The organism is Nocardioides sp. BGA-UO-ETr-FS32, assembly GCF_059567905.1.
Genome location: NZ_JCAQOX010000017.1, coordinates 1,038,738 through 1,060,816, shown reverse-complemented (window position 1 = coordinate 1,060,816; position 22,079 = coordinate 1,038,738). Strand labels below are relative to the sequence as shown.

General features: G+C 73.3%; 22 protein-coding genes. 8 read left to right on the top strand and 14 right to left on the bottom strand.

The genetic code is table 11. The annotated features are described in order from the left end of the window. The first annotated feature begins 29 nt into the window (after positions 1 to 29). Positions 30 to 794, top strand: coding sequence for a lysophospholipid acyltransferase family protein (locus tag AC57BS_RS25230; RefSeq protein WP_496414196.1), 765 nt, complete (start codon positions 30 to 32; stop codon positions 792 to 794). 68 nt (positions 795 to 862) lie between these two features. Here AC57BS_RS25230 and AC57BS_RS25225 read toward each other — a convergent pair whose 3' ends face one another. From AC57BS_RS25225 to dnaK, 5 genes are all read right to left on the bottom strand, one after another. Then, on the bottom strand, positions 863 to 1,126 hold the full coding sequence (locus AC57BS_RS25225; RefSeq protein WP_496414195.1) for a hypothetical protein: 264 nt from the start codon (positions 1,124 to 1,126) through the stop codon (positions 863 to 865). 68 nt (positions 1,127 to 1,194) lie between these two features. After that, a complete protein-coding gene (locus AC57BS_RS25220) occupies positions 1,195 to 1,611 on the bottom strand; it encodes a heat shock protein transcriptional repressor HspR (RefSeq protein WP_496414194.1) in 417 nt (138 codons plus the stop codon). Then, positions 1,608 to 2,795 (bottom strand): molecular chaperone DnaJ, encoded by a 1,188-nt coding sequence (gene dnaJ / locus AC57BS_RS25215; RefSeq protein WP_496414193.1) that lies wholly within the window; start codon positions 2,793 to 2,795, stop codon positions 1,608 to 1,610. Before dnaJ ends, AC57BS_RS25220 begins: the two co-directional genes overlap by 4 nt. Positions 2,796 to 2,839: 44 nt before the next feature. After that, positions 2,840 to 3,502: a nucleotide exchange factor GrpE gene (gene grpE, locus AC57BS_RS25210; RefSeq protein ID WP_496414192.1), complete on the bottom strand. Its 663-nt coding sequence runs from the start codon at positions 3,500 to 3,502 to the stop codon at positions 2,840 to 2,842. After that, positions 3,499 to 5,367 (bottom strand): molecular chaperone DnaK, encoded by a 1,869-nt coding sequence (gene dnaK / locus AC57BS_RS25205; protein ID WP_496414191.1) that lies wholly within the window; start codon positions 5,365 to 5,367, stop codon positions 3,499 to 3,501. The genes grpE and dnaK overlap by 4 nt, the downstream gene beginning before the upstream one ends. A 198-nt stretch (positions 5,368 to 5,565) precedes the next feature. Here dnaK and AC57BS_RS25200 point away from each other — a divergent pair, with 198 nt between their 5' ends. Then, on the top strand, positions 5,566 to 5,856 hold the full coding sequence (locus AC57BS_RS25200; RefSeq protein ID WP_496414190.1) for a Dabb family protein: 291 nt from the start codon (positions 5,566 to 5,568) through the stop codon (positions 5,854 to 5,856). Between the two features lie 164 nt (positions 5,857 to 6,020). Here AC57BS_RS25200 and AC57BS_RS25195 read toward each other — a convergent pair whose 3' ends face one another. Beyond that, the gene (locus AC57BS_RS25195) at positions 6,021 to 6,821 is read right to left on the bottom strand and encodes a GNAT family N-acetyltransferase (RefSeq protein ID WP_496414189.1); all 801 of its coding nucleotides are present in this window, start codon (positions 6,819 to 6,821) and stop codon (positions 6,021 to 6,023) included. Positions 6,822 to 6,904: 83 nt separating this feature from the next. On the opposite strand from AC57BS_RS25195, the gene AC57BS_RS25190 reads away from it, so the two are divergent. Next, a complete protein-coding gene (locus AC57BS_RS25190) occupies positions 6,905 to 7,615 on the top strand; it encodes an SGNH/GDSL hydrolase family protein (RefSeq protein ID WP_496414188.1) in 711 nt (236 codons plus the stop codon). A 34-nt stretch (positions 7,616 to 7,649) separates the two neighbouring features. On the opposite strand, the gene AC57BS_RS25185 is transcribed toward AC57BS_RS25190, so the two are convergent. Next, a complete protein-coding gene (locus AC57BS_RS25185; RefSeq protein WP_496414187.1) occupies positions 7,650 to 9,581 on the bottom strand; it encodes a M3 family metallopeptidase in 1,932 nt (643 codons plus the stop codon). A 78-nt stretch (positions 9,582 to 9,659) separates the two neighbouring features. Here AC57BS_RS25185 and AC57BS_RS25180 point away from each other — a divergent pair, with 78 nt between their 5' ends. Both AC57BS_RS25180 and AC57BS_RS25175 read left to right on the top strand, forming a co-directional pair. Then, complete coding sequence (locus tag AC57BS_RS25180; RefSeq protein WP_496414186.1) at positions 9,660 to 10,502, top strand: aldo/keto reductase; 843 nt, start codon at positions 9,660 to 9,662, stop codon at positions 10,500 to 10,502. Positions 10,503 to 10,657: 155 nt separating this feature from the next. Then, positions 10,658 to 11,872: an MFS transporter gene (locus tag AC57BS_RS25175; RefSeq protein ID WP_496414185.1), complete on the top strand. Its 1,215-nt coding sequence runs from the start codon at positions 10,658 to 10,660 to the stop codon at positions 11,870 to 11,872. On the opposite strand, the gene AC57BS_RS25170 is transcribed toward AC57BS_RS25175, so the two are convergent. After that, positions 11,859 to 12,389, bottom strand: coding sequence for a hypothetical protein (locus AC57BS_RS25170; protein ID WP_496414184.1), 531 nt, complete (start codon positions 12,387 to 12,389; stop codon positions 11,859 to 11,861). The two genes, AC57BS_RS25175 and AC57BS_RS25170, sit on opposite strands and share 14 nt — an antisense overlap. A gap of 125 nt (positions 12,390 to 12,514) precedes the next feature. On the opposite strand from AC57BS_RS25170, the gene AC57BS_RS25165 reads away from it, so the two are divergent. The 3 genes from AC57BS_RS25165 to AC57BS_RS25155 all read left to right on the top strand — a co-directional run bounded on the left by AC57BS_RS25165 (position 12,515) and on the right by AC57BS_RS25155 (position 14,743). Next, complete coding sequence (locus AC57BS_RS25165; protein ID WP_496414183.1) at positions 12,515 to 13,318, top strand: hypothetical protein; 804 nt, start codon at positions 12,515 to 12,517, stop codon at positions 13,316 to 13,318. Positions 13,319 to 13,496: 178 nt separating this feature from the next. After that, positions 13,497 to 13,796, top strand: a complete 300-nt coding sequence (locus AC57BS_RS25160; RefSeq protein WP_496414182.1) for a hypothetical protein — start codon at positions 13,497 to 13,499, stop codon at positions 13,794 to 13,796. Then, positions 13,793 to 14,743 carry a hypothetical protein gene (locus AC57BS_RS25155; RefSeq protein WP_496414181.1) on the top strand — a complete coding sequence of 317 codons (951 nt, stop codon included), beginning with the start codon at positions 13,793 to 13,795 and terminating at the stop codon, positions 14,741 to 14,743. Before AC57BS_RS25160 ends, AC57BS_RS25155 begins: the two co-directional genes overlap by 4 nt. On the opposite strand, the gene AC57BS_RS25150 is transcribed toward AC57BS_RS25155, so the two are convergent. The 6 genes from AC57BS_RS25150 to AC57BS_RS25125 all read right to left on the bottom strand — a co-directional run bounded on the left by AC57BS_RS25150 (position 14,724) and on the right by AC57BS_RS25125 (position 21,676). After that, on the bottom strand, positions 14,724 to 15,638 hold the full coding sequence (locus tag AC57BS_RS25150; RefSeq protein WP_496414180.1) for a ferredoxin family protein: 915 nt from the start codon (positions 15,636 to 15,638) through the stop codon (positions 14,724 to 14,726). The genes AC57BS_RS25155 and AC57BS_RS25150 overlap by 20 nt on opposite strands. Continuing rightward, on the bottom strand, positions 15,635 to 16,690 hold the full coding sequence (locus AC57BS_RS25145; protein WP_496414179.1) for a JmjC domain-containing protein: 1,056 nt from the start codon (positions 16,688 to 16,690) through the stop codon (positions 15,635 to 15,637). Before AC57BS_RS25145 ends, AC57BS_RS25150 begins: the two co-directional genes overlap by 4 nt. A 62-nt stretch (positions 16,691 to 16,752) precedes the next feature. Then, positions 16,753 to 17,013 (bottom strand): hypothetical protein, encoded by a 261-nt coding sequence (locus tag AC57BS_RS25140; protein ID WP_496414178.1) that lies wholly within the window; start codon positions 17,011 to 17,013, stop codon positions 16,753 to 16,755. Between the two features lie 109 nt (positions 17,014 to 17,122). Further along, the gene (locus tag AC57BS_RS25135) at positions 17,123 to 17,890 is read right to left on the bottom strand and encodes a sucrase ferredoxin (protein WP_496414177.1); all 768 of its coding nucleotides are present in this window, start codon (positions 17,888 to 17,890) and stop codon (positions 17,123 to 17,125) included. A gap of 23 nt (positions 17,891 to 17,913) precedes the next feature. Beyond that, positions 17,914 to 18,711, bottom strand: a complete 798-nt coding sequence (locus AC57BS_RS25130; RefSeq protein WP_496414176.1) for a PASTA domain-containing protein — start codon at positions 18,709 to 18,711, stop codon at positions 17,914 to 17,916. 37 nt (positions 18,712 to 18,748) lie between these two features. Further along, complete coding sequence (locus AC57BS_RS25125; protein ID WP_496414175.1) at positions 18,749 to 21,676, bottom strand: helix-turn-helix transcriptional regulator; 2,928 nt, start codon at positions 21,674 to 21,676, stop codon at positions 18,749 to 18,751. Positions 21,677 to 22,079 lie beyond the last annotated feature (403 nt).

Here is a 22,079-nt window from a genome sequence, read left to right as displayed (position 1 = left end):
GCACCCCCGGCATCACCGAGACTCGGCGCATGGACACCTCGTGGCAGCGCCCCGGTCTCCGGGCCGCCCTCCTCTACGCCGTCGCCGCCAGCCTCCTCGGGGCCCTCGTCTCGACCGTCAGCCGCGTCGAGCTCACCCGCCGCTCCGTGCCCCGCGCGCAGCTGCCCGGCGGCCCGGTCATCGTGGTCGCCAACCACACCAGCTTCGCCGACGGCATCCTGCTCGCCCTCGTCGGTCGGCGCCTGGGTCGCTCGCTGCGACTGATGGCGACCGGCGGCGTCTTCCGCTCCGGCCTGGTCGGACCGTTCGTCCGCCGGCTCGGCTTCATCCCCGTGCAGCGCGGGACCTCCGCCGCCGCGGGGTCGCTCGACGCGGCGGCCACCGCGCTCGACGCGGGCGAGGCCGTCGGGCTGTTCCCGGAGGGCCGCATCACCCGCGACCCGCAGCACTGGCCGGAGCGCTCGAAGACCGGAGCCGTACGCCTCGCGCTGCGCACGGGCGCGCCGGTCGTCCCGGTCGCCCTCGTCGGCGCCCAGCAGGTCGTGGGCACGACGGGCATCGTGGCCAGGCTGCTGCGCAACACGCTCCTGCGGCCGCGGGTGGCGGTCGCCGTGGGCGAGCCGATCGACGTACGCCGCCTCGCGGGCGTCGGTGCCGGGCAGCCCGTCGACGAGGCGACCGTACGCCGGGTGGCCGCCGAGGTCATGGCCGCGCTGGTCGCGCAGGTGGCCGAGCTCCGCGGGGAGCCGGCCCCGCACCCGACGGGTGTGCCGGCGGAGGCGCTCGGCGCCTGAGCGGTGCCGCAGCCGCGCTCACCCCGGGCGAACCGATGAGTGAAAACTTTCACTCACGCGGGAGAGGGTCAGGAGTAGCGGTGGCTCTTGGCCGCGTGACCGCGCTCGCGGGTGCAGGTGCGACCGCTCATGTTGCGGTGGCCACACAGGTCGTCGGCAGCATCGGCAGCCGGCTCGGCCGAGGTCGTGGCCGCCGCCGACGTGGGGGCGGGCGCCGGTGGCGCGACCGGAGGCCGCGCGGCGGCCGGTCGGGCCGGCGCGTCGGCCGCTCGCTTCTGGGCGGCGGCATACTTCGCCTCGCGCATCGCCCGCAGGTTGTCCATCTTGCTCATCGCTCACTCACGAGGCCGACCCTACGCGGCGGGGCGGACAGTCGCGCCCTCAGCGGTTGCGGGGCGGGCTAGGGCTGGCGCCGCCACACCACGACGGACTGCCCGGGACCCCGGTGCAGCACCGGCAGCTTGTTGGGTGCGGCCTGGGCGGCAGCCGCCCGCGCGGCCAGCCCGTGGCGTACGGCCTCGAGCTCGGCGAGCAGCTCCTCGTTGCGGGCGCGCAGGGCGTCGACCTGGAGCTCGAGCTCCATGATGCGGCGCACGCCCTCGATGCCGATGCCGGCGCTGGTGAGGTCGGCGATCTGGCGCAGCCGCTCGAGGTCGCGGTGGGAGTAGCGACGGCCGCCGCCCCCGGTGCGCCCGGGCTGGATCAACCCCATCCGCTCGTAGGCACGCAGCGTCTGGGGGTGCAGCCCGGTCAGCTCCGCCGCCACGCTGATGACGTAGACGGCGGCGTCCGGGTTGGGCGCACCGAAGCCGCTCATGAGTCGAACAGTCCTGCGCGCAGTGGCTTGCCGGCGGTCGCCGCGCGGTAGGCCTCGAGGGCCTCGCGCGCGGTGGGGTCGAGCGACGCCGGCACCTGGACCTCGACGGTCGCGAGCAGGTCGCCCTTGGTGCCGTCGCGCTTGGTCGCGCCCTTGCCGCGCACCCGGAAGGTGCGCCCGTTGGGCGTCCCGGGGGGCAGCTTGAGCGTCACCGGCGCCCCACCGAGGGTCGGGATCTTCACCTCGGCGCCGAGGGCCGCCTCGTCGAACGACACGGGCACCTCGATGGTGAGGTTGTCGTCCTTGCGGCCGAAGACGCGGTGCGGGGTGACCTTGACCTTGACGAACAGGTCGCCGGCCGGGCCGCCGTTCTCACCCGGAGCGCCCTTGCCCTTGAGGCGGATCCGCGCGCCGTCCTTGACCCCGGCCGGGATGCGGGCCTGGATCGAGCGCGCCGACGTGCCGCGACCGGAGCCGTGGCAGGTCGGGCACGCCTCGTCGTAGACGAGCTGGCGACCACCGCAGGCGGGGCAGGTCTCGTTGATCGAGAACGCGCCGCCCGTGCCGGCCACCACGAACCCGGCGCCCTCGCACTCCGGGCAGATATGCGGCCGGGTGCCGGGCTTGCCGCCCGTGCCCTGGCACGTCGCGCACGCCGTGTCGGAGGTCAGCCGCAGCGACACCGTGACCCCGTCGAGGGCGTCGGTGAAGCCGATGGTGGCCGTGCTCTCCACGTCGGCGCCGCGGCGCGGCCGCGGCTGGTGCGTACGGGTGCGCTGGGCGCCACCGCCGAAGAGGTCGCCGAACATGTCGCCGATCCCCCCACCGGCGCCACCGCGGTCGCGCAGCAGGTCGTCGAGGTTGAACCCGCCGCCGCCGAAGCCGCCCGTGCCGCCCATGCCGCCGCCCATGCCGGGGCCGAAGCCGCCGCGCGCCTGCAGCGAGCGGAACTCGTCGTACTTGGCGCGCTTGGCCTCGTCGCCGACCACGTCGTACGCCTCGGCGACCGCCTTGAACTTCTCGTGCTTGGCGTCGTCGCCGGGGTTGGAGTCGGGGTGGTTCTCCCGGGCCAGCTTGCGGTAGGCCTTCTTGATGTCGGCCGCGCTGGCGTCCTTGTTGACGCCGAGGACCTGGTAGAAGTCCTTGGTCGCCCAGTCGTTCCGGAAGGTCTCGTTGTCAGCCACGGGTGAACCTCCTCTCCATCGGCTCAGTCATCGAGTGGTCGGGCTCAGGCGTCGACAGGGTCGACCACCAGCACCTGGGCGGCTCGTACGACCCGGTCGCCGATCTTGTAGCCCGCCTTGGCGATGTGCTTGCACGTCACGACGCTGACCTCCGGGTCGGTGCCCAGGTGGCTGAGCGCCTCGTGGAGGTTGGGGTCGAACTCGTCGCCGGGCTGCCCGAAGCGGGTCAGGCCCAGGTTGGCCACGACGCCCTCGAGCTGGTCGGCGACGGCCTTGAAGCCGCCCTCGACCTCCTCGTGCTCGCGCGCCCGGTCGATCGTGTCGAGCACCTCGATGATCGGGGCGAGGACGCGGTAGGTCGCGTTCTCGGCGATCAGCTGGCGGTCGCGGTCGACGCGCTTGCGGTAGTTGGCGTACTCGGCCTGCAGGCGCTGCAGGTCGGCGGTGCGCTCGGCGAGCTGGACGTCCGCGGACGCCGCGACGCCCGACTCGTCGACGAAGTCCTGGGGCTCCAGCGGGCCGCCCTCCTCGAGCCAGTTGTCGACGCCGCTGGTGCTGTCGTCGGCCCCCGGGTCGGTGGTGGTGTCGGACGCAGCGTCCGGCTGGCCGGCCGAGGCCGAGGCGCCCTCCTCGGGCACCTCGACCTCGGTCTCGTTGGCCATCTCGCCGGCCGCGTCACCGAAGGATCCGCTGCCGGGCTCGGTCACTTGGACTCACCCTCGCTGCTGTCCGTGCCCTCGGCGGGCTCGTCGACGATCTCGGCGTCGACGACGTCGTCGTCGGACTCGCCCGTCGCCCCGGTGGCACCGCCCGCAGCGGCCTGGTCGGCCTCCGCGGCGGCGTACATCGCGGCACCCATCTTCTGGCTGGACTCACCGAGCTTGGTGATGCCGGCGGTGATCTCCTCCGACGACGCGTCCTCCTTGGCGAGGGTCTCCTTGAGCGCGTCGACGTCGGCCTGGACCTCGGTCTTCACGTCGTCGGGGAGCTTGTCCGCGTTGTCGGTGAGGAACTTCTCGGTCGTGTAGACGAGCTGGTCGCCCTGGTTGCGGGCCTCGACGGCCTCGCGACGCTTGGCGTCCTCCTCGGCGTACTGCTCGGCCTCCTTGACCATGCGGTCGATCTCGTCCTTGCTCAGCGCCGAGCCACCGGAGATGGTCATCGACTGCTCGCGGCCGGACGCCTGGTCCTTGGCCGAGACGTGCACGATGCCGTTGGCGTCGATGTCGAAGGTGACCTCGATCTTCGGCACGCCGCGCGGGGCCGGCGGGAGGCCGGTGAGCTCGAAGTTGCCGAGGGGCTGGTTCTGGCTCCACATCTGGCGCTCGCCCTGCGCGACCTTGATCTCCACCGACGGCTGGTTGTCGTCGGCGGTCGTGAAGATCTCCGACCGCTTGGTGGGGATGGTGGTGTTGCGCTCGATGAGCGTGGTCATCACGCCGCCCTTGGTCTCGATGCCCAGCGACAGCGGGGTGACGTCGAGCAGGAGGACGTCCTTGACCTCGCCCTTGAGGACGCCGGCCTGGAGCGCGGCGCCGACGGCGACGACCTCGTCGGGGTTGACGCCCTTGTTGGGCTCCTTGCCGCCGAGCAGCTCCTTGACGACCTCGGTCACGGCCGGCATGCGGGTCGAGCCGCCGACGAGGACCACGTGGTCGATGTTGGCGATCGCGACGCCACCGTCCTTGAGCACCGACTGGAACGGCGCCTTGGTGCGCTCGAGCAGGTCGGCGGTGAGCTTCTGGAACTCGCTGCGGGTCAGCTTCTCCTCGAAGTGGAGCGGGCCGCCCTCGCCGTGGGTGATGTAGGGCAGGTGGATCGTGGTCTCGGAGCTCGAGGACAGCTCGATCTTCGCCTTCTCAGCGGCCTCCTGGAGGCGCTGCTTGGCGATCTTGTCGGCGCCGAGGTCGACACCGTTGTTGTCCTTGAACTTCTTGACCATCCACTCCACGACGCGGTTGTCCCAGTCGTCGCCACCGAGGTGGTTGTCACCGGAGGTCGCCTTGACCTCGACGACGCCCTCACCGATCTCGAGCAGGGACACGTCGAACGTGCCGCCACCGAGGTCGAAGACGAGGATCGTCTGGTCCTCGCCCTTGTCGAGGCCGTAGGCCAGGGCGGCCGCGGTGGGCTCGTTGACGATGCGGCTGACGTTGAGGCCCGCGATCTCGCCGGCCTCCTTGGTGGCCTGGCGCTGGGCGTCGGAGAAGTAGGCCGGGACGGTGATGACCGCGTCGGTCACGGTCTCGCCGAGGTAGGCCTCGGCGTCGCGCTTGAGCTTCTGCAGCACGAAGGCGCTGATCTGCTGGGGGGTGAAGGTCTTGTCGTCGATCTCGACCTTCCAGTCCTCGCCCATGTGGCGCTTGACGGACCGGATGGTGCGGTCGACGTTGGTGACCGCCTGTCGCTTGGCGACCTCGCCGACGAGGACCTCGCCGGACTTGGTGAAGGCGACGACGGACGGGGTGGTCCGGGCGCCCTCGGCGTTGGCGATGACGGTGGGCTCGCCACCCTCAAGTACGGACACGACGGAGTTCGTCGTGCCCAGGTCGATGCCGACCGCTCGAGCCATGGTGTGTTACCTCCTGCTGTGGGGTCTTGCCTGGATGACGTGAGTCTGCTGCCATCCTGCCGCGCGTCGGCGGAGGAGGCAAAACAGTTGAGCCGATCTCACTCAAGTCTGTTCATGAGGTACAACGCAGGCTGGCTCGCGATGTTCCCGGATCCGGACACGAAGTCCCTGTGACCTGGATCGCCCTAGCCTTGGGGCATGATCCGGCACACCGTCGCCTTCCGCCTCCACCACGCACCCGGCTCCGCGGAGGAGGCCGACTTCCTGGCCGCGGCCCGCGCGCTGGCCGACATCCCCGGCGTGGAGGCGTACGAGCAGCTGCGCCAGACCAGCGCGAAGAACGACTTCACCTTCGGCTTCTCGATGGAGTTCGCCGACCAGGCGGCGTACGACGGCTACGACGAGCACCCGGTCCACCGGGCGTTCGTCGCCGACCGGTGGGTGCCCGAGGTCGCGGACTTCCTGGAGATCGACTACACGCCGCTCTGACCCGAGGTGGCCGAGGTGGCTCGGGCCGCGCAAGCGGGACTTGATGGGGTAGTCCGACACCTGGAGGGGGTTGTACGGGCCTCTGAGTGACGGACTCCCCGCTGAGGCGGGGACTCCCCGAGAGGGCGGGGCCCGAAATCCCCCACCGACGAGCGGTGGGACCCTCAGCGGGTCCAGACGTACGGCGTCGTCGTCGCGATCGCGCGCAGGCCCGAGCGCTCGAGGATCGGGCGCGACATGTCGGTGCAGTCGGAGTGGATCAACCGGATGCCGCGGGCGACGGCGGAGCGGGCGCGGGCGGCGACCAGCGCGCGGTAGATCCCGCGGCCGCGGTAGTCCGGGAGCGTCGAGCCGCCCCAGATCCCGGCGAAGTCGGTGCCCTCGACCGGGGTGAGCCGGCCGCCGCACACCACCCGGTCGCCGACCTCGGCGATCCAGAACTCCGACGCACCGGCGGCGAGCTCGCGCACCGCCGAGCCCACCGACGGTCCGCGGCCGCCGCCGAAGACCGACTCCTGCGCCTCGAGCATGCGGGTCAGGTCGGGCACTGCGTCCGGTCCCGGCTCGATGCGGCGTACGACGACGGGGCCCTCCGGCGTGTCCGCGAGGGGCACGTCGACGGCGAGCAGCGACGCCTCCCCGACCATCACCGTCTCGGCCGGCTCGGCGACGAGGCCGTGTGCGACGAGGCGCTCGCCGAGGTCGGCGGGCTCGTCGTGCCCGCGTGACTTCCACTCGAAGGACGCGACGTCCGTGTCGTCGCGGAAGTGCGCGACCGTACGCTCGATCAGCTCGTCGAGCGCGGACCCGGAGAGGCCGCCGAGGTCGCGGTAGGACACGAAGCCGCCGTGGTCGAAGACGCCCCACAGCACCGGCCCCGCGCGCTGCACGTCGAGGGCGCGGGCCATCTCGGCATCGGTGCGCAGCTGGTCGTCGTAGGCCGCCAGGAGGGCGTCGGTCGTCATGGGCGGAACACTAGGTGGCGAAGTCAGGGGAATCTCAGGCATTTTCGACTGCGCGAACGCCCGGCAGGCCGCACACTTCTCTCGTGCTCCACCGGGGGATCCCGCGCCGCGTCGCCGGCGCCTCAGTCGTCGTCGTGCTGCTCGCTGCCCTGATGGCGTTCTACGTCGCCGATCGCGCGGGCGCCGGTCCGGCCCGCTGCCAGCAGCACCGCCTGGACGCACGCGAGCGCGCAGCGGTCGTCACCGGCGAGGGCGAGCGCGTCCTCGTCATCGGCGACTCGTGGTCGGTCGGCCTCGGCCAGGACGACCTGCGCCGCTCCTGGGCGGCCGACCTGCCCGGGGAGGTCCACGTTCGCGGGTTCTCCGGCTCCGGCTTCAGCGCCCGAGCCAGCCACTGCGGGCGTGTCTCGTTCCACGACCGGGCCGCGACCGCGCTCGGTGTACGTCCCGCGCTCGTGGTGGTCGCGGGCGGGCTCAACGACTTCGACCAGCCCGCCGCGGCGATCGAGCGGGGCTTCCGTGACCTGATGGCAGACCTGGCGGGCCACCGCGTGGTGGTCGTCGGTCCCGCCGACGCACCGTCGCGCTCCCGCGCCGTGCCGCGCGTCGACGCCCGGCTCGAGGAGCTCTCGGAGGCGTACGGCGTGCCGTACGTCCGCACCAGCGACCTCGACCTCGACTACCTCGACGACCGGCTGCACCTCACCGAGGACGGGCACCGGGACTTCGGCGTCGCGGTCGCCGACCGGATCGCCGACGTCGAGCCGACCCGGCCGGCGGTCGTACGCCGCTGACCACTCGGTGGTCGAGCAGCGGGCGTGTCGAGACCTACTCGGCCAGCCAGGCCGCCCAGCTGTCGAAGGAGTAGGGGCGGCCGAGGAAGTCGGCGACGAGGTCGGCGGCGTCCTTGCGCCCGCCCATCGCGAGCACCTTGTCGCGGTAGGCGCGGGCGACGTCGGGCGCGAACATGTCGTCGCGGTCGAAGGCGGAGAACAGGTCCTTGGCGATCACCAGCGACCACATGTAGGTGTAGTAGCCCGAGGAGTAGCCGTCGAGGTGGCCGAAGGCGCAGTGCATGTGGGCGCCCTCGAGCGGCGGGAACACCGAGTAGCGGCGCTGGAGCTCGTCGCCGAAGGCCGTGAGGTCGTCGTGCTGCTGGGCGTGGAACCAGTAGGACCGGGCGGCGTAGGACATCTGCTGCACGGCGTAGAGGCCCTTGCCGAACTGCTCGGCGCGACGCATCGCGGCGACCAGCTCGCGCGGGATCGTCTCGCCGTCGGCGTTGCGGGCGAAGGTGGCAAGGACGTCGGCGTCCCAGGCCCACTCCTCCAGCATCTGGCTCGGCGCCTCGACGAAGTCCCACTCGGTGGCGACGCCGGAGAAGCGCGCCCAAGGGGTCTGCCCGCCGAGCACGTGGTGGACCAGGTGGCCGAACTCGTGGAACAGGGTGACGACCTCGTCGTGCTCCATCAGCCCGCGAGCGAAGTTGCAGACCAGGACACCCTCGGGGAGCTGCTCGCCGGCGACGCCGGTGACCATGTCGAACTGCGCGGCGTGCTTGAACTTGCCGTCGCGGGGGTGCAGGTCGAGGTGGATCCGGCCGATGCGCGCGCCGTCGAGGCGTACGTCGTAGCTGGCGACCTCGTCGTGCCAGGTGCCGGCCTCCTCGCGGGGCACCGGCGTCCACTCCAGGCCGAAGAGCCTTCCGGTCACCTCGAGCAGCCCCTGGCGGACCTGCTCGAAGGGGAAGTAGGTGCGCACGACCTGGCCGTCGACGTCGTACTGCTCGCGGCGGACCAGCTCGGCGTAGTAGCGGGAGTCGTAGGTCGCGACGGAGTCGGCGGACGGGTCGTCGACGCGCTTGCGCTCCAGCAGGACGGCCAGCTCCTCGCCGGCGCGCTGCTTGGCGGCGTCGCCGACGCGGTCGATGAAGTCGGCGACCGCCTGGCCGCTGCCGATCATCTTGACCTCGGTGTCGTAGTCGGGCCACGACGCGTGGCCGAGCAGGGCCGCGGTCTCGCGGCGCACGGCGAGGAGGTCCTGGAGGACCTGGTCGTTGGCCGGCCAGGCGACGGTGTTCTGGGCGAGGGCGAGCTCGTGGCGCGCCTCGGCGTCGGCGCCGAAGGTGGTGAACGGGACCAGGTCGGGGTAGTCGGTGGTGATGGTCACCAGCCCGTCCTCGTCGGGCGCGTGCGCCTCGCGGTAGTCGTCGGGCAGCCCGGCCAGCCGCTCGGGCGCGATCCGGATCGAACGGACGTCGTCGCGGATGTTGCGGCCGAAGTCCTGGGAGAGCTTCACGCCCTGCTCGCTGAGCTCGCGGAGCCGGTCGCGGGTGGCGTCGTCGCGGTCAACGCCGGCGCGGCGGAAGTCACGCAGCGTGTGGTCGAGCACCCGGCGCCCGTCGTCGTCGAGCCCGTCGGGCGACAGCGCGTCGAGGACGGCGTAGAGGTCGCGGTCGAGACCGAGCTCGGTGACGTACTTCTGGACCTGCTGGCTGAGCTCGTCGGCCCGGTCGCGCACGGCGGCGTCGGGGTGGACCTCGGCCCACAGCGAGACGGACCCGGCGTTGGCCAGGGCGGTCTCGGCCTTGTTCCACGCGGTGAGCACCACGGGGGCGTCGGAGGATCCGGCCTTGACCAGCCCCACCTGCTGCTGCGCCTCGGCGAGCTGGTCCTCGCAGCGCTGCGTGACCCAGGCGAGCCAGTCGCCGGAGCCGGGGAGGTCGAGGGGTGCGGGATTGATGTCGTCGCTGTCGGGCACGCCCGGAGCCTACGGGCGGGCCCCGACAACCTCCACCGCCTTCGGAATACCTGGCGGCCACCGGGCGTAGGGACAGGTATGACTGTCCCTGACCTCCCGCTCCACGACGGCACGTCCATCCCCCAGCTCGGCTTCGGCGTCTTCCAGGTGCCGCCGGCGGAGACCGCGGCGACCGTGACCGCCGCCCTCGAGGCGGGCTACCGCCACGTCGACACCGCCCAGATGTACGGCAACGAGGCGGGCGTCGGCGAGGCGATCAGGGCCTCCGGCATCGCCCGCGACGAGCTCTACGTGACCACCAAGCTCAACAACGGCTTCCACCGCCCCGACGACGCGCGCCGCGAGATCGACGCCTCGCTGGAGCGCCTCGGCCTCGACCAGGTCGACCTGTTCCTCATCCACTGGCCGCTGCCGACCCGGTACGACGGCGACTTCGTGCAGACCTGGCGGGCGCTCATCGAGGCGCAGGAGGCCGGGAAGACCCGCAGCATCGGCGTCTCCAACTTCCAGCCCGCCCACCTCGACCGGATCGTCGAGGAGACCGGCCTCGTGCCGGTGGTCAACCAGGTCGAGGTGCACCCGTTCTTCGCCAACGAGGACGTCCGCGCGGCCAACAAGCGCCACGGCGTCCTCACCGAGGCTTGGTCGCCGATCGCCAAGGGCACGGTCGTCGACGACGACACCATCGGCGAGATCGCCTCGCTCGTGGGTCGTACGCCCGCGCAGGTCGCCCTGCGCTGGCACGTGCAGCGGGGCGACATCGTCTTCCCGAAGTCGATGAACCCCGAGCGCATGCGGCAGAACTTCGAGATCTTCGACTTCGAGCTCGAGCCGCACCACATGTCCGCGCTCGACGAGCTCGACCGGGGCGAGGCCGGGCGGTTGGGCCCGAACCCCGACGCCTTCGACTGGATCCCCTGAGCGGTCGAGCGGTGCGTGAGGCAGGTTTCGACCGCCGAGAACCTGCCTCACTCACCGCCAGTACGAGGCTCGCCGCTCCAGCGGTGAGTGAGACACCTTTCCGGACCTCAGAACCTGTCTCACTCACCGCCGACCCGGCCCCGTAGCGTGGCGGAGTGAGCATCGGGGCGAGCGAGGCGGAGTTCCGCTTCCGCGACATCTGGCTCGTGGCGTACGGCCCCTCGATCGTCTCCGCGATCGGGCACGGCGCGATCATGCCGGTGCTCGCGCTGCGGGCCCGCGACCTCGGGGCCGACGTCAGCACCGCGGCCGCGATCGTCGCGCTGACGGGCGTCGGCATGCTGCTGGCGAGCCTGCCCGCCGGTGCACTCGTCGCCCGGATCGGGGAGCGGCGCGCGCTCGTGGGGGCGGGGTTCGTTGACGCCGCCGCGATGACCCTCGTCGCGCTCACCGACTCGGTGCTCGGCCTCGCGGTCGGCGTGCTGCTGAGCGGGGTGTGCTGGACGCTGTTCCTCATCGCGCGCCAGGGCTTCATGATCGACGTCGTCCCGATCACCCACCGGGCACGGGCGATGTCGCTGCTCGGCGGGTCCTACCGCGTCGGCGTGCTCATCGGGCCGCTGATCGGCGCCGGGCTGATCGCCCTCACCGACCTCACCAGCGTGTTCTGGCTCGGGGCGGCGATGTCCGTCCTCGCCTCCCTCCTCGCCGCCACCATGCCCGACCTCGGCGAGGAGAAGCGCGCCGCGGCACGGGCGAGCGGGCACCTGCGCGTGTGGACGGTGATCGCCTCGCACCGCCGGTTGCTGGCGACGCTGGGCACAGCCGTCGTGATCCTCGGCATGAGCCGCTCCCTGCGGCTGAGCCTGCTGCCGCTCTGGGCCGACCACATCGGGCTGTCGGCCTCGACGACCTCACTGATCTTCGCCGGCGCGGCCGCCCTCGACGTCGCGTTCATGTGGCCCGGCGGCTGGCTGATGGACACCCGCGGCCGGATGGTCGTCGCGGTGCCGGTGGTCCTCTCGATGGCCGTGGCCTGCCTGCTGCTGCCGCTCGCCACCACCGCGGTGTCGGTCGCCCTGGTCATGGCGCTCATCGCCTGCGGCAACGGCCTCGGGTCGGGCATCGTGATGACGCTCGGCGCGGACGCGGCCCCCGACGAGGGGCGTCCCCAGTTCCTCGGTGCCTGGCGGCTCTGCGGCGACATCGGCAACACCGGCGGCCCGCTCCTGGTGAGCGCCATCGCCGCGACGGCCCCGCTGGCGACCGCGTGCCTCGTGGTCGGCGTACTGGGTCTTGCCGGCGCGGGCTGGGTGGGCCTCTGGACGCACCGGGTGGACCGGGCGCGGCTGGCGCTCAGCCGACGGTGACGGTGATCTCGTTGGAGACGACGTCGGAGTCGGTGTCGACCACGCGGAACTTGTTGGGCCCGGTGCGGCTGGTCTGGACGTAGGTCGCGAAGGTGCCGCCGCTGACCGACATGGTCACCGGGAAGTCCGACCAGGCGCCGTTCTCCAGCCGCTGCACCTGCAGGATCGCGCCCTCGCCGCCCTGGTAGGTCCCGGTGAGGTCGATCTGCTGCATCGGGCTGACCGACTGCTGGGTCGCGGACAGCGAGATGGCAGTCGCAGGCGCCTCCGACGAGGTCTCGGTCCCGGGATCCGGTTCGGCGGGCTGTTCGGGAACGGTCTCGGTGGCGGTCTCGCTCGGCTTGGGCAGCCGGAAGGTCGCCGACGCGGTCGAGTCGTCGCTGGACGACGACGTGTCGCCGATGCCGGTGGCCTGGACCCCCGCGAGCACGGCGAGGCCACCCAGCAGGCCGAGGGCCACGGCGACGCCGACCAGGGCGACGAGCCCCGTCAGGACGGGGCGGTTCTCGGTGTCCATGAGGGTGGGGTGGGCCTTCCGGGCGGATGGGTCGGGCACGGTCATTGTCCAAGACCGATGGTTGCGGGCCAAGTCGCCCTCCCTCCGGGCGTGGCCCGCCACCCGTCGTCGGACAGGATGGGGGCATGCAGTCACCGTTGCGACACGGCAAGGCAGCCATCGGCACGACCATCGCCGGGGGCGCCCTCGCCGCACTCTCCCAGGCCCCCGAACGCGCCTCCCGCCTGCTCCGGCACCGCTACCCGACGGTGGCGGTGACGGGCATGACCGGCGTCGGCAAGACCCGCCTGGCCGACCGTCTCTCCCGCCGGGCGAGCGCCGAGGCCGCGGCCACCGAGGGGTCCGAGGTGGGCTCCGCGGTGATGGAGCGGCGTACGCGTCGCAACGCGCGGCTGCGCGGCTACCGCTTCCGCGTGGTCCCCGGCGAGAACGCGGCCACCCGCCTCGGCGCGCTCGACGAGGTCTTCCACGACGAGCCGGTCGACGGCGTGCTGCACGTGGTCGCCAACGGCCACGCCACGCCCCGGCGTACGGCCGGCACCACCGGCGCCGCGCTCGCCTCCCGCGAGGAGCAGCTCGCCGCCGAGCTCGAGGACTGGGCGATCACCGCTCACCGGATCGCCAGCATGGCCGTACGCCGCGAGCGCCCGACGTGGCTGGTCGTCGCGGTCACGAAGGCCGACCTCTTCGCCGACGACATCGACGCGGCCGTGCACTACTACTCCCCCGGCAGCGGCTCGCCGTTCGGCGACAAGCTGGACGAGCTCCGGGCCCTCGCCGGTGGCGCCCGGCTCTCGATCGACGTGCTCCCGGTGTGCGCGCAGGGAGCGGGCAGGAAGGGCGCCGGGTCCAGGCTGCCCGACAAGGCCTGCAGCGACCTGCTCAACAAGCTCGAGCTGCGGATGGCGCAGCTCAGCGGCCACGTCTGAGCGGTCCCCCGCCCGCCCGCCAGCTCGCGGGTATCTAGAGGCGTTTGCCCGGCCTGACCCACCACAACGTCCCTAGATACCCACGGGGCGCACCCCGGCGGTCCAGACCGCCGACACCGGTGGTTCACAAATTGACGACCTCGGGTTTCGACCCCGCTCGGGCGGGCAGAAGCCCGCCATGAGGCCGATCGCGATCAACCAGCGGGCGCTGCGGGGCGCCAAGGAGGAGCTCGACTCCGCCCGTGAGGACCTGACGGCAGCGCTCGGCGACATCGACCACCCCGCCGACGACTTCCCGTGGCGCGACCTCGTGGTCGAGGGGGTCCGCAGCCTCGTCGACGACGCCGAGCAGGTCGCCAGGCGCTGCCGCAGCATCGCGGGTGCCATCGACGACTCGGTCCGTGACTTCGACGAGCTCGACCTCATGGTCGGCGAGGCGGCCACGGTCGCCGCCAGGCTCGCCGAGGTGAAGCCATGACGCGGGTCGCGGCCGAGACCCTGGTCGAGACCCAGCGGGAAGGGCTCCGGTTCGGCGACCCGATCGGCTGCCACTACCACTGGCTCGAGCCCGGCAAGGTCGACGCCTACGGCGACTCCGTACGCCGCCTGGCCGCCAAGGTCGAGCTCGCCGTCGATGCGTTCGAGCGCACGTCCACCCTCTCGGAGGACGTCTTCGCCGGCGAGGCCGCCGACACGCTGCGCGAGCGGGCCGGCCGCCGCCACGAGGAGTCGGCAAGCGTCCGCGACGGCCTGCGCGGCCTCGGCCGCGCGATCAACGCCTACTCCGACGTGCTGCGCCGGCACCGCGAGGGGCTCGAGCAGCTGCGCGCCTTCGCCACCAGCCAGGGTCTCGAGGTCCGCGACCACCGGATCTGGCCGCCCGTCGAGACGCTCCCGGGCGACGCCACGCAGCAGCAGGCCGACGGGTGGGAGGCCGACTGGAAGGCCTACCAGGCGTGCTTCGACGCCAAGATCGAGCTGCGCGACGCCCGCCGGGCCGGCACCCGCGAGCTGGTCAAGGCGCTCGCCGACCACGCCGGGGTGCACCCTGACGAGGACCGGCAGAAGCTCGTCGCCGCCACTGCCAACCAGGTGCGGTTCGGCGAGCTGCGCCGCGAGGCGGCCGAGGAGGCGATGGAGGCGGTCGAGGCCGGCGACGCCGCGGAGGCCGCCCGTGGCACCGTCGAGGCGCTCAAGCGCCGTGAGCAGGCCGCACTCGACAGCCTCGAGGAGCTCGTGCTGGCCGAGGCTCCGCACGAGGAGATCTCGGCACAGGCCGCCAGGGTCCAGGCACTGCACCGCGAGCTCGTCGAGGCGCGGGTCGAGGCGCAGGACGCCGCGACCGTCGCCGAGCGCGAGCAGCAACAGGCCAACCGCGCCGCCCGCAACCTCGACGCGGCCGACATCAGGACCCGTCTGGGCTGACCTCGCGGACCTCGACCACCTCGTGGCGCGGGATCGTGCTCGCGCGGCGCGCCGAGCACGTCAGCTGGTGGGCGTCCTCGCCCGGCACCCGGCGTACGACGACGTCGCGGACGCCGAGCCCGCGCACCTCGCACCTCACCGTGGTCAGGTCGTCGTCGACGCGTACGCCCCGGACCTGCAGGTCGTCGAGCCCGGCGAGGCGGTGCTCGCGGCGCAGCGCCACGTCGGCGGCCTGGGCGGCCATCGGCAGGTCGGAGCGGCCGCGGAAGTGCTCGAGCAGCACCTCGCCGGCGGCCGTCGCGTCCGCGACGGCGCGAGCCGAGTCGGGGTCGAGGCCGCCGTAGTAGAGCCCGCGGGGCAGCACGACGAGGTTGCCGGCGAAACGGTCGCCGCCGACGTGCGAGGTCTCCCACGTCGCGTCGGCGTGGGCCCCGGCGGCGAGGGCCAGCGCCACGGGACGCCCGCGCTCGGCGCAGCAGGCGTCGTGGCGGCCGTGGGTGCACACGGCGAGCAGCGGCGCGGTCGACCGGTCGAGGCCCAGGGTGCGCCCTGCTCCCAGCGCGGCCAGGTCGAGCGACCGCACGTCCTCGACGTCGTCCAGCAGCGTGGACTCCAGCCACGACGCTGGACCTGCCGCCCGGGCGGCGACCACGCGCACGGGTCCCGCGGCGGCGCGACGTCCGGGCCGGCGTACGAGCAGGACCCGCACGCGGTTACGGCGGGCACTCGCGCGCAGGTGCTCGCCCAGGCCAACGGGCAGCCGCGCGTCGCGCAGCGCATCGGCGCCCCACGGCCCGGCGTGCTCGAGGAGCAGGAAGCTGCGGACCGTCGAGGCCGTGCCGGCGAGCTCGTCCCCGCGCTCACGGCTCGCGACCGCGCAGCGGAAGCCGGTCACCTCGCGACCTCGAGCAGCCCCTCCCGGACCAGGCGGCGGCAGAGCACGAGGGCGCTCCCGACGTCGAGCGGGAGGTCGGCGGGCGTGAGCTCGTGGTGGGTCGCGACGTGCTCGAGCGCCGGGCGGATCCGGGCGGGGACCCGCAGGGCGCGGTCGCCGATCAGCACCCGGACGGCGTCGCCGTCGTCGACCAGCTCGCAGGGGTGGCCGCGGCGGCGCCGGAGCCGGGTGTCCTCGGTGATGCCCCGGGCCAGCGCGTCGCGGTCGAGCAGCGCACCGGCGAGGCGCGGGGGCCGTCCGGCGAGGAACCCCTCGGCCTGCCCCGCCGCGAGCGCGGCCGGGTCGAGGCGGCGTACGGCGTCGGCGAGCGCGCCGAGGTGCTCGCCGATCCCGTCGGCGAGCCGGGCCGGGTCGGTGAGGTAGCCCGCGGGGAGGTGCTCGTCGGGCACCTCGGCGAGCAGCCGTCCGACCTCGCGGGTCAGCAGGCTGCGCCACGTGAGCTGGTTGATGCCGATGGTGAGGTGCAGCGACACCGACTCCTGCGCGCGAGCGGCGTGCGGGGTGCCGGTCGGGAGGTAGGCCACGACGCCGGGCTCGAGGAGCAGGTCGCCGGGCCCGCCCTCGCCGTGGACCTCCCACATCTTGGTGCCGTGGGTCTGGAGGACGAAGACGTCGTGGGAGTCGGAGTGGACCGCGAAGCCCTGGGCGCCGGGCGGGGTCAGGTAGGCGTTGGCCTGGCAGGGGTGGCCGAGCTCGAGCTCGAGCTCCGCGACGAGGTCGCCGACGGGCGACCAGTAGCGCTGGAGGCCCTGGAGCACGATCGTGGCGCCCTCGTCGTGCAGGCGCATCAACCTGACCGGGTCGACCAGCCCGGTCAGCGGCTTGCCGGCGAGACTGCCGCCGCGGGTGAAGGACGACTCCGGCAGGACGGACCCGTTGCGGGCGACGCGTACCGCGGGAGCGCGGATCGCGGTCTCGGTCAGCAGGTGATCGACGTGGGCGAGGGAGAGGACCTCGGTGCCGTACGCCGGGTCGGTGCGGTGGACGTGCACCGACGACGCCCAGACCTTGTCGAGGAAGGTCTGGGCGTCACCGGTCAGCCGGTCGAGAGCGCTCAGCGCGCGGTCCCGTCGGTGCCGTCGGCGTCGGTGGAGTCGCCGTCGGTCGCGTCGGTCGAGTCGCCGTCGGTGCTGTCCGCGTCCGTGCCGTCCGCGTCAGTGGAGTCGCCGTCGGTCGCGTCGGTGGAGTCGCCGTCGGTGGCGTCCGCGTCCGTGCCGTCCGCGTCCGTGCCGGGGCCGGCCGCGACGCCGGTCGGGTCGACGCCGCCCTCGGTCGTGATCTCGTCGTCGCCGAGCGGGTTGCCGGGAGTCGTCATGGTTCCTCCTCGATGTGCCGCGACGGACGGTCCGCCCCGGGAAGTGGTGTCGAGTCTGATGTCGCCGGCACCACCGTCCCACACCCCTGGGGACGGGGACAGGGGTCGCTCAGCGCGCGGGGCGTACCTCGTAGCGGGTCGTCCCCTTGACCTTGTCGTCGCCGCAGGACTGGCGGCGTACGGGCCCGGGCACCGCCACGACCTCGTCTCGCGCGTCGCCGCCGCCGAGGACGTGCAGCTCGCGCACCTGTTCCTCGCCCGACCGGCCGGCGCGTCCGCGGGTGACGTCCAGCGGGACCTCGCCGCGCGCGACGGTCTCGCACGCAGCCAGGGCGTTGTCGGTGTCGAGGCGGCCGAGGGTCAGCCCGCTGGGCAGGGCGAGCAGGGTGCCCGAGAACCGGTGGCCACCGAGGTGGGTGGTCTCCCACGTCCCCTCGGGCCAGCGGTCGGTGAGCAGCCCCGCGATGGGGCGGCCGACCTCGGCGCAGCACCGGTCGCGCTTGCCGTTGGTGCACACCAGCCAGAGCGGCTCGTCGTACGCCGGCAGGGCCGTCGGATCGGCGAGGTCGAGGTCGACGAGGTCCTCCGGCCGGTCGAGCACCGCGCCGCGGACGGCGTACCGGTCATCGGTGGCGCGGGCGTGGAAGACGCGGGTGCCGGGACCGGCGTGCCCGTCGTAGCGACGCAGCAGGAAGACCTTGAGGTCGAGCGAGGCCAGGTGATCCCGCACGACCTCGGGCAGCCGGTTGTCGCTGATCGCGTCGCGTCCCCACGGTCCGGGGGACTCGACGAGCAGGATCTCGGGATCGGTGGGCGCGGTGCCGACGATCGGCTCGTCGTCGGTGAGGCTGGCGAGCGAGCAGCGGAAGTCGGGCACGGAGGAAGTCTGACGGACGGGTGTCAGGGGCTGCCCAGCAGGACGTTGACGTCGGTGATCCGGCCCGCGCCGTCGGTCCACACCTGGACGGTGGCCTCCTCCAGGCAGGCCCGCGGGCGTCGGGTGACCAGGCTCCACGACGACGGCAACCGGCGCACCAGGTCGGCCGGCAGCGCGACGCTCCTGACCGGGCAGAAGAAGGGTGGCACGTCGCGGTCGGCCATCGGCCCGGAGGACAGGAGGTCGAGGATGCGTACGTCGGCGCGCTCCGCGTAGGCCACGTCGAGCGTCCACGCGGCGCGGTCGCTGGCCCGGGCTGCGGTGAGGGTGCGGACGGGACGGTTGGCCACCAGGAACCGCACGCGGTCGGCGAGCTCGGGGACAGGCTCCTTCCCGCGCGCCCAGGCCTCGAGCCCACGCACGGCGCTCGCCGCCGACGGGAAGGTGCAGGTCGCTGCAGCCGGTGCTCTGGCCACCACGAGCTCGACGGTCGCGCCGGGGTCCACCTCCGTGTCGGGCGCGGGGTCCTGGGCGAGGACGACGCCGGCTCCGCAGCGGGTCCGCAGCGTCACGTCGAGTCGGAGCCCCTGCCCGACCAGGGCTTCGCGCACGTCGCGAGCTCGCGCACCGACGAGGACTCCGATCGGGGCCGAACCGCTGGCATCGTCCCCGGCGCCGGCGGCCTCGTCCTCCGGAGCGACCGGCGTCGCAGCACTGGCGCCCGCACCCGGATCGGTGTCGCGCTCGACGTCGCGATCGGAGTCGGTGCGGGTCGAGCATCCGGCGAGGAGCAGGAGGGCGATCGCCGCGAGGTGCTTCACAGGGGTGGGACGCCCCGCATGTCCGCTGCGTTGCACGTCAGAGCAGCCCGCGTCGCCGTGCCACCGCGACCGCCTCGGTGCGCGAGGCGGCGTCGAGCTTGGCGAGCACGTTGGAGACGTGGACCGAGACGGTCTTGGTGCTGATGAACAGCTGCTTGCCGATCTCACCGTTGCTGCGGCCCTCGGCGACGAGGGCGAGGATCTCCGACTCGCGCGGGGTGAGCGCGGCGACCTCGGTCGGGGCAGCCGTCGACGGGCTCGAGCCCTGCGCGGTGAGCTCGGCCAGCAGGGCCCGGGCTCCGACGGCGTGCGCGGCCTCCCGGGCCAGGTCGGCGACCTGGCGGGCACCGGCCGCGTCACCGGTGGCGCGCAGGACCCCGGCCAGGCGTACGCGGGCCTGGGCGCTCTCGGGGACGCTGCCGAAGGCGACGGCGGTCTCCTCCGCGGCGCGCCAGGCCTCGACGAGCTCCTCGGCCGACGGCGGGTCGACCTGCGCGAGCCACCGCCACCGCAGGTGCTCGGCGGCGCGCCGGGCGACCCACATGCGGTACTCCGGGCCGTGGCTGCCGTCGTAGGGGGCGTAGAAGTCGATGACGCGCGCACCGTCACCCATCAGGCGCTCGACGTCCGCGGCCGCGGACTGACGTTCCTCGGCGCTCTGGCGAGGGGCGGCCGAGGCGAGCGCCGCCACGGCAAGGGTGGCGAGCCTGAGCCGGGCCTGGAACCACTCGTGCCAGAGAGGTACGACGACGGCGACCACGTCGTCGTAGACCGCGAGGGCTCGCACCGCGTCGCCCACCGCGGCAGCGGCCATCAGCTCGGCGCTCGCGGCGGACAGGGCGGTGAGGCCGTCGGTGCCCCAGTAGTCGCGGAGCCTCTCCAGCGCCCTCGGCCTGGGTTCTCCCCGGATCCCGATGGTGATGAGCATCTGGTGGGCGAAGTAGAGCCACTCGAAGACCATCGGCGGGTTCTGGCCGCTGACGTCGAGCAGCTGCCAGGCTTCGTCGAGCCGCCCCTGGTGGGTGAGGGCCACGGCGAGCAGCAGCCGGGACTCGGCGGGGTAGGGCGACCAGATGAGCCCGCCCACCTCGCTGCGGGCGATCACCTCGCGGTAGACGTCGATGGCGGTGTCGAGCTCGCCCTCGTCGAGGTGGAGCCGGCCGAGGAGGTAGAGGGCGCGCAGCTCGGGCTCGATGAGCCCGGCCTGCCGGGCCCTGTCCGCAGCGGCGCGCCACCCGGCGCTGGGGCTCGACCCGCCGGCGGGGTCGAGGCCGGCGACCGTCGCGTGCAGCTCGACGGCCAGGTTGGTGAGGTCGTGGCGCTCCGCGATCTCGAGGGCCTGCAGGGCCACGGCACGCGCGTCGTCGGCCTCCCACCCGAGGAGGCTCTGGGCGTGCACGAGCAGGGCGCGGGCCACCAGCTTGGGCGGACCGCCGCGTACCAGCTCGACCGCGGCGGCGGCGATCTCGCGCGGGGAGTCGGTGGTGTCGGTGAGCATCAGCGCCGACGCCAGCGCGGTCATCAGCTGGCTCCGGTCGAGATCGGCACCCTCCTCGGGCAGGGTGGCCAGGCGGGCGCGCAGCACCTTGACCGCCTTGGGGACCCGTCCGGAGGCGACGAGCGCGTCGGCGCACCGGCGGGCGAGGGCGGAGGCGTCCACGTCGGGAACCAGGTCTCGGGTGGTGTCGATCAGCTCCAGCGCGTCGAGGAAGTGGGTCGCCGCCTCGGACGGTCCACCGACGGCGAGGGCCTCCTCGCCCGCCTCGATCGAGGCGCGGATCGCGACCGCGCGGTCGTCGGCTCGGCGGGCGTGCTGGGCGAGCTCGGCCGCGGTGCCGACCGCGCGTCCCTCCCCCAGCGCCGACACGAAGTCGGCGTGCAGCCGCATCCGCTCACCCGGGAGCAGGTCGTCGTAGACCGCCTCGCCGAGCAGCGCGTGCCGGAAGGCGTACGTGCCGCCGCGCGAGGCGACGAGGACGTTGGCCTCGACAGCGGTGCGCAGGGCCGCCTCGAGCTCGGCGGGACCGAGGTCGGAGACGGCGGCCAGCAGGCCGTGGCTCACCTGTCGGCCGGCGACCGAGACGATCCGCACGACCCGGCGGGTGGGCTCGTCGAGGCGGTCGAGGCGGACGAGGAGCAGGTCGGCGAGCTCGCCCGGCACCTGGCCGGACCACGCGGCACCGACGAGCTCCTCGACGAAGAACGGGTTGCCCTCGGCGCGGTCGACGATGGAGACGTACTCCGCCTCCGACATCGTGGCCGGGTGCAGCGCGCGGACGAGGCGGCGTACGGCGTCGTCGGTCAGCGGCTCGAGATGGAGCCGGTCGACGCCGCGCAGGCGCAGCCACTCCGCGACCTGGCGCCGCAGCGGGTGGCGGCGGTGGAGGTCGTCGGCGCGGTAGGACACGACGAGGGAGACTCCCGGGACCGGGCGGGAGAACAGGAAGCTCAGCATGTCGCGGGTGGACTCGTCGGCCCAGTGGGCGTCCTCGACCACGACGAGGAGCGGTGCCTGCTCGGCGACGGCGGAGAGGAGGTCGCCGAACGCGTCGTAGACGTTGCCCCGGTCGAGGGCCTGGTCGCCGGACGCGGTCTCGCTGCTGCGGACACGGCGACCGGGCTGGAGGCGGGCGAGCGTGGGGTGCTGCTCGAGGACCCGGGACGCGACCTCGGGGTGCTCCGTCATCGCGATGCCGAGGACCTCGGAGAAGGGGAGGTAGGGAAGGGAGGAGTCCGCGAGGTCGAGGCAGTGGCCCGCGACGACCTGCCAGCCGGCCTCGAGCGCAGAGTCGCGCAGCGCCATCAGGACGCGGGTCTTGCCGACGCCGGCGTCACCGCCGAGGAGCATCGCCCGGGCGCGCTGGTCGACCTGCCCTCCTGCGGACGTGCGAATGCCGAGCTGGGCAGTCAGCTGCTCCAGCTCGGCATCGCGTCCGATGAGATCGGTGGTCCGCAGGGCCGGCACGGACGACATTGTGTCCTGCCGGTCCGACACGCGCGGGTCGATCGCGGTGTGGCTCACTTCCGGGTGTCGTCGGGACGGACACGGGTCCAGCGGCGCTGGCTGTAGTCCTTCCTCACCTTGGCCTGTCGGTAGGCGATCTCGGCACTCAGGAAGTTGTCGGTGGTGTACATGTGGTGCTCCTCTTCTCGTCCGGCCCCTCGGTGGGACCGTGAGGAGAGATTCCGTCGCTGAGGTAGGCACGGACATCGGGCGCGTGCCCTATTCGCGGGGCCCCGGCTACCTCAGATGTGGCGCGTGGCGGCGTACGGCGGGGTCTGAGGTAGCTGCCGGCCCTGTCCGTCCACAGCCGCCCCGGTAGTCCGCTGCGGAATGCCGCTGCGCGGGCCCCCAGCGCCGGTCGTTC

What these genes read in the sequence shown, in the direction of transcription:
- AC57BS_RS25230 (WP_496414196.1), top strand. Translation starts at nt 30, where the DNA reads ATGGACACCTCGTGGCAGCGCCCCGGTCTCCGGGCCGCCCTCCTCTAC.
- AC57BS_RS25225 (WP_496414195.1), bottom strand. Translation starts at nt 1,126, where the DNA reads ATGAGCAAGATGGACAACCTGCGGGCGATGCGCGAGGCGAAGTATGCC.
- AC57BS_RS25220 (WP_496414194.1), bottom strand. Translation starts at nt 1,611, where the DNA reads ATGAGCGGCTTCGGTGCGCCCAACCCGGACGCCGCCGTCTACGTCATC.
- dnaK (WP_496414191.1), bottom strand. Translation starts at nt 5,367, where the DNA reads ATGGCTCGAGCGGTCGGCATCGACCTGGGCACGACGAACTCCGTCGTG.
- AC57BS_RS25200 (WP_496414190.1), top strand. Translation starts at nt 5,566, where the DNA reads ATGATCCGGCACACCGTCGCCTTCCGCCTCCACCACGCACCCGGCTCC.
- AC57BS_RS25195 (WP_496414189.1), bottom strand. Translation starts at nt 6,821, where the DNA reads ATGACGACCGACGCCCTCCTGGCGGCCTACGACGACCAGCTGCGCACC.
- AC57BS_RS25180 (WP_496414186.1), top strand. Translation starts at nt 9,660, where the DNA reads ATGACTGTCCCTGACCTCCCGCTCCACGACGGCACGTCCATCCCCCAG.
- AC57BS_RS25170 (WP_496414184.1), bottom strand. Translation starts at nt 12,389, where the DNA reads ATGGACACCGAGAACCGCCCCGTCCTGACGGGGCTCGTCGCCCTGGTC.
- AC57BS_RS25165 (WP_496414183.1), top strand. Translation starts at nt 12,515, where the DNA reads ATGCAGTCACCGTTGCGACACGGCAAGGCAGCCATCGGCACGACCATC.
- AC57BS_RS25160 (WP_496414182.1), top strand. Translation starts at nt 13,497, where the DNA reads ATGAGGCCGATCGCGATCAACCAGCGGGCGCTGCGGGGCGCCAAGGAG.
- AC57BS_RS25155 (WP_496414181.1), top strand. Translation starts at nt 13,793, where the DNA reads ATGACGCGGGTCGCGGCCGAGACCCTGGTCGAGACCCAGCGGGAAGGG.
- AC57BS_RS25140 (WP_496414178.1), bottom strand. Translation starts at nt 17,013, where the DNA reads ATGACGACTCCCGGCAACCCGCTCGGCGACGACGAGATCACGACCGAG.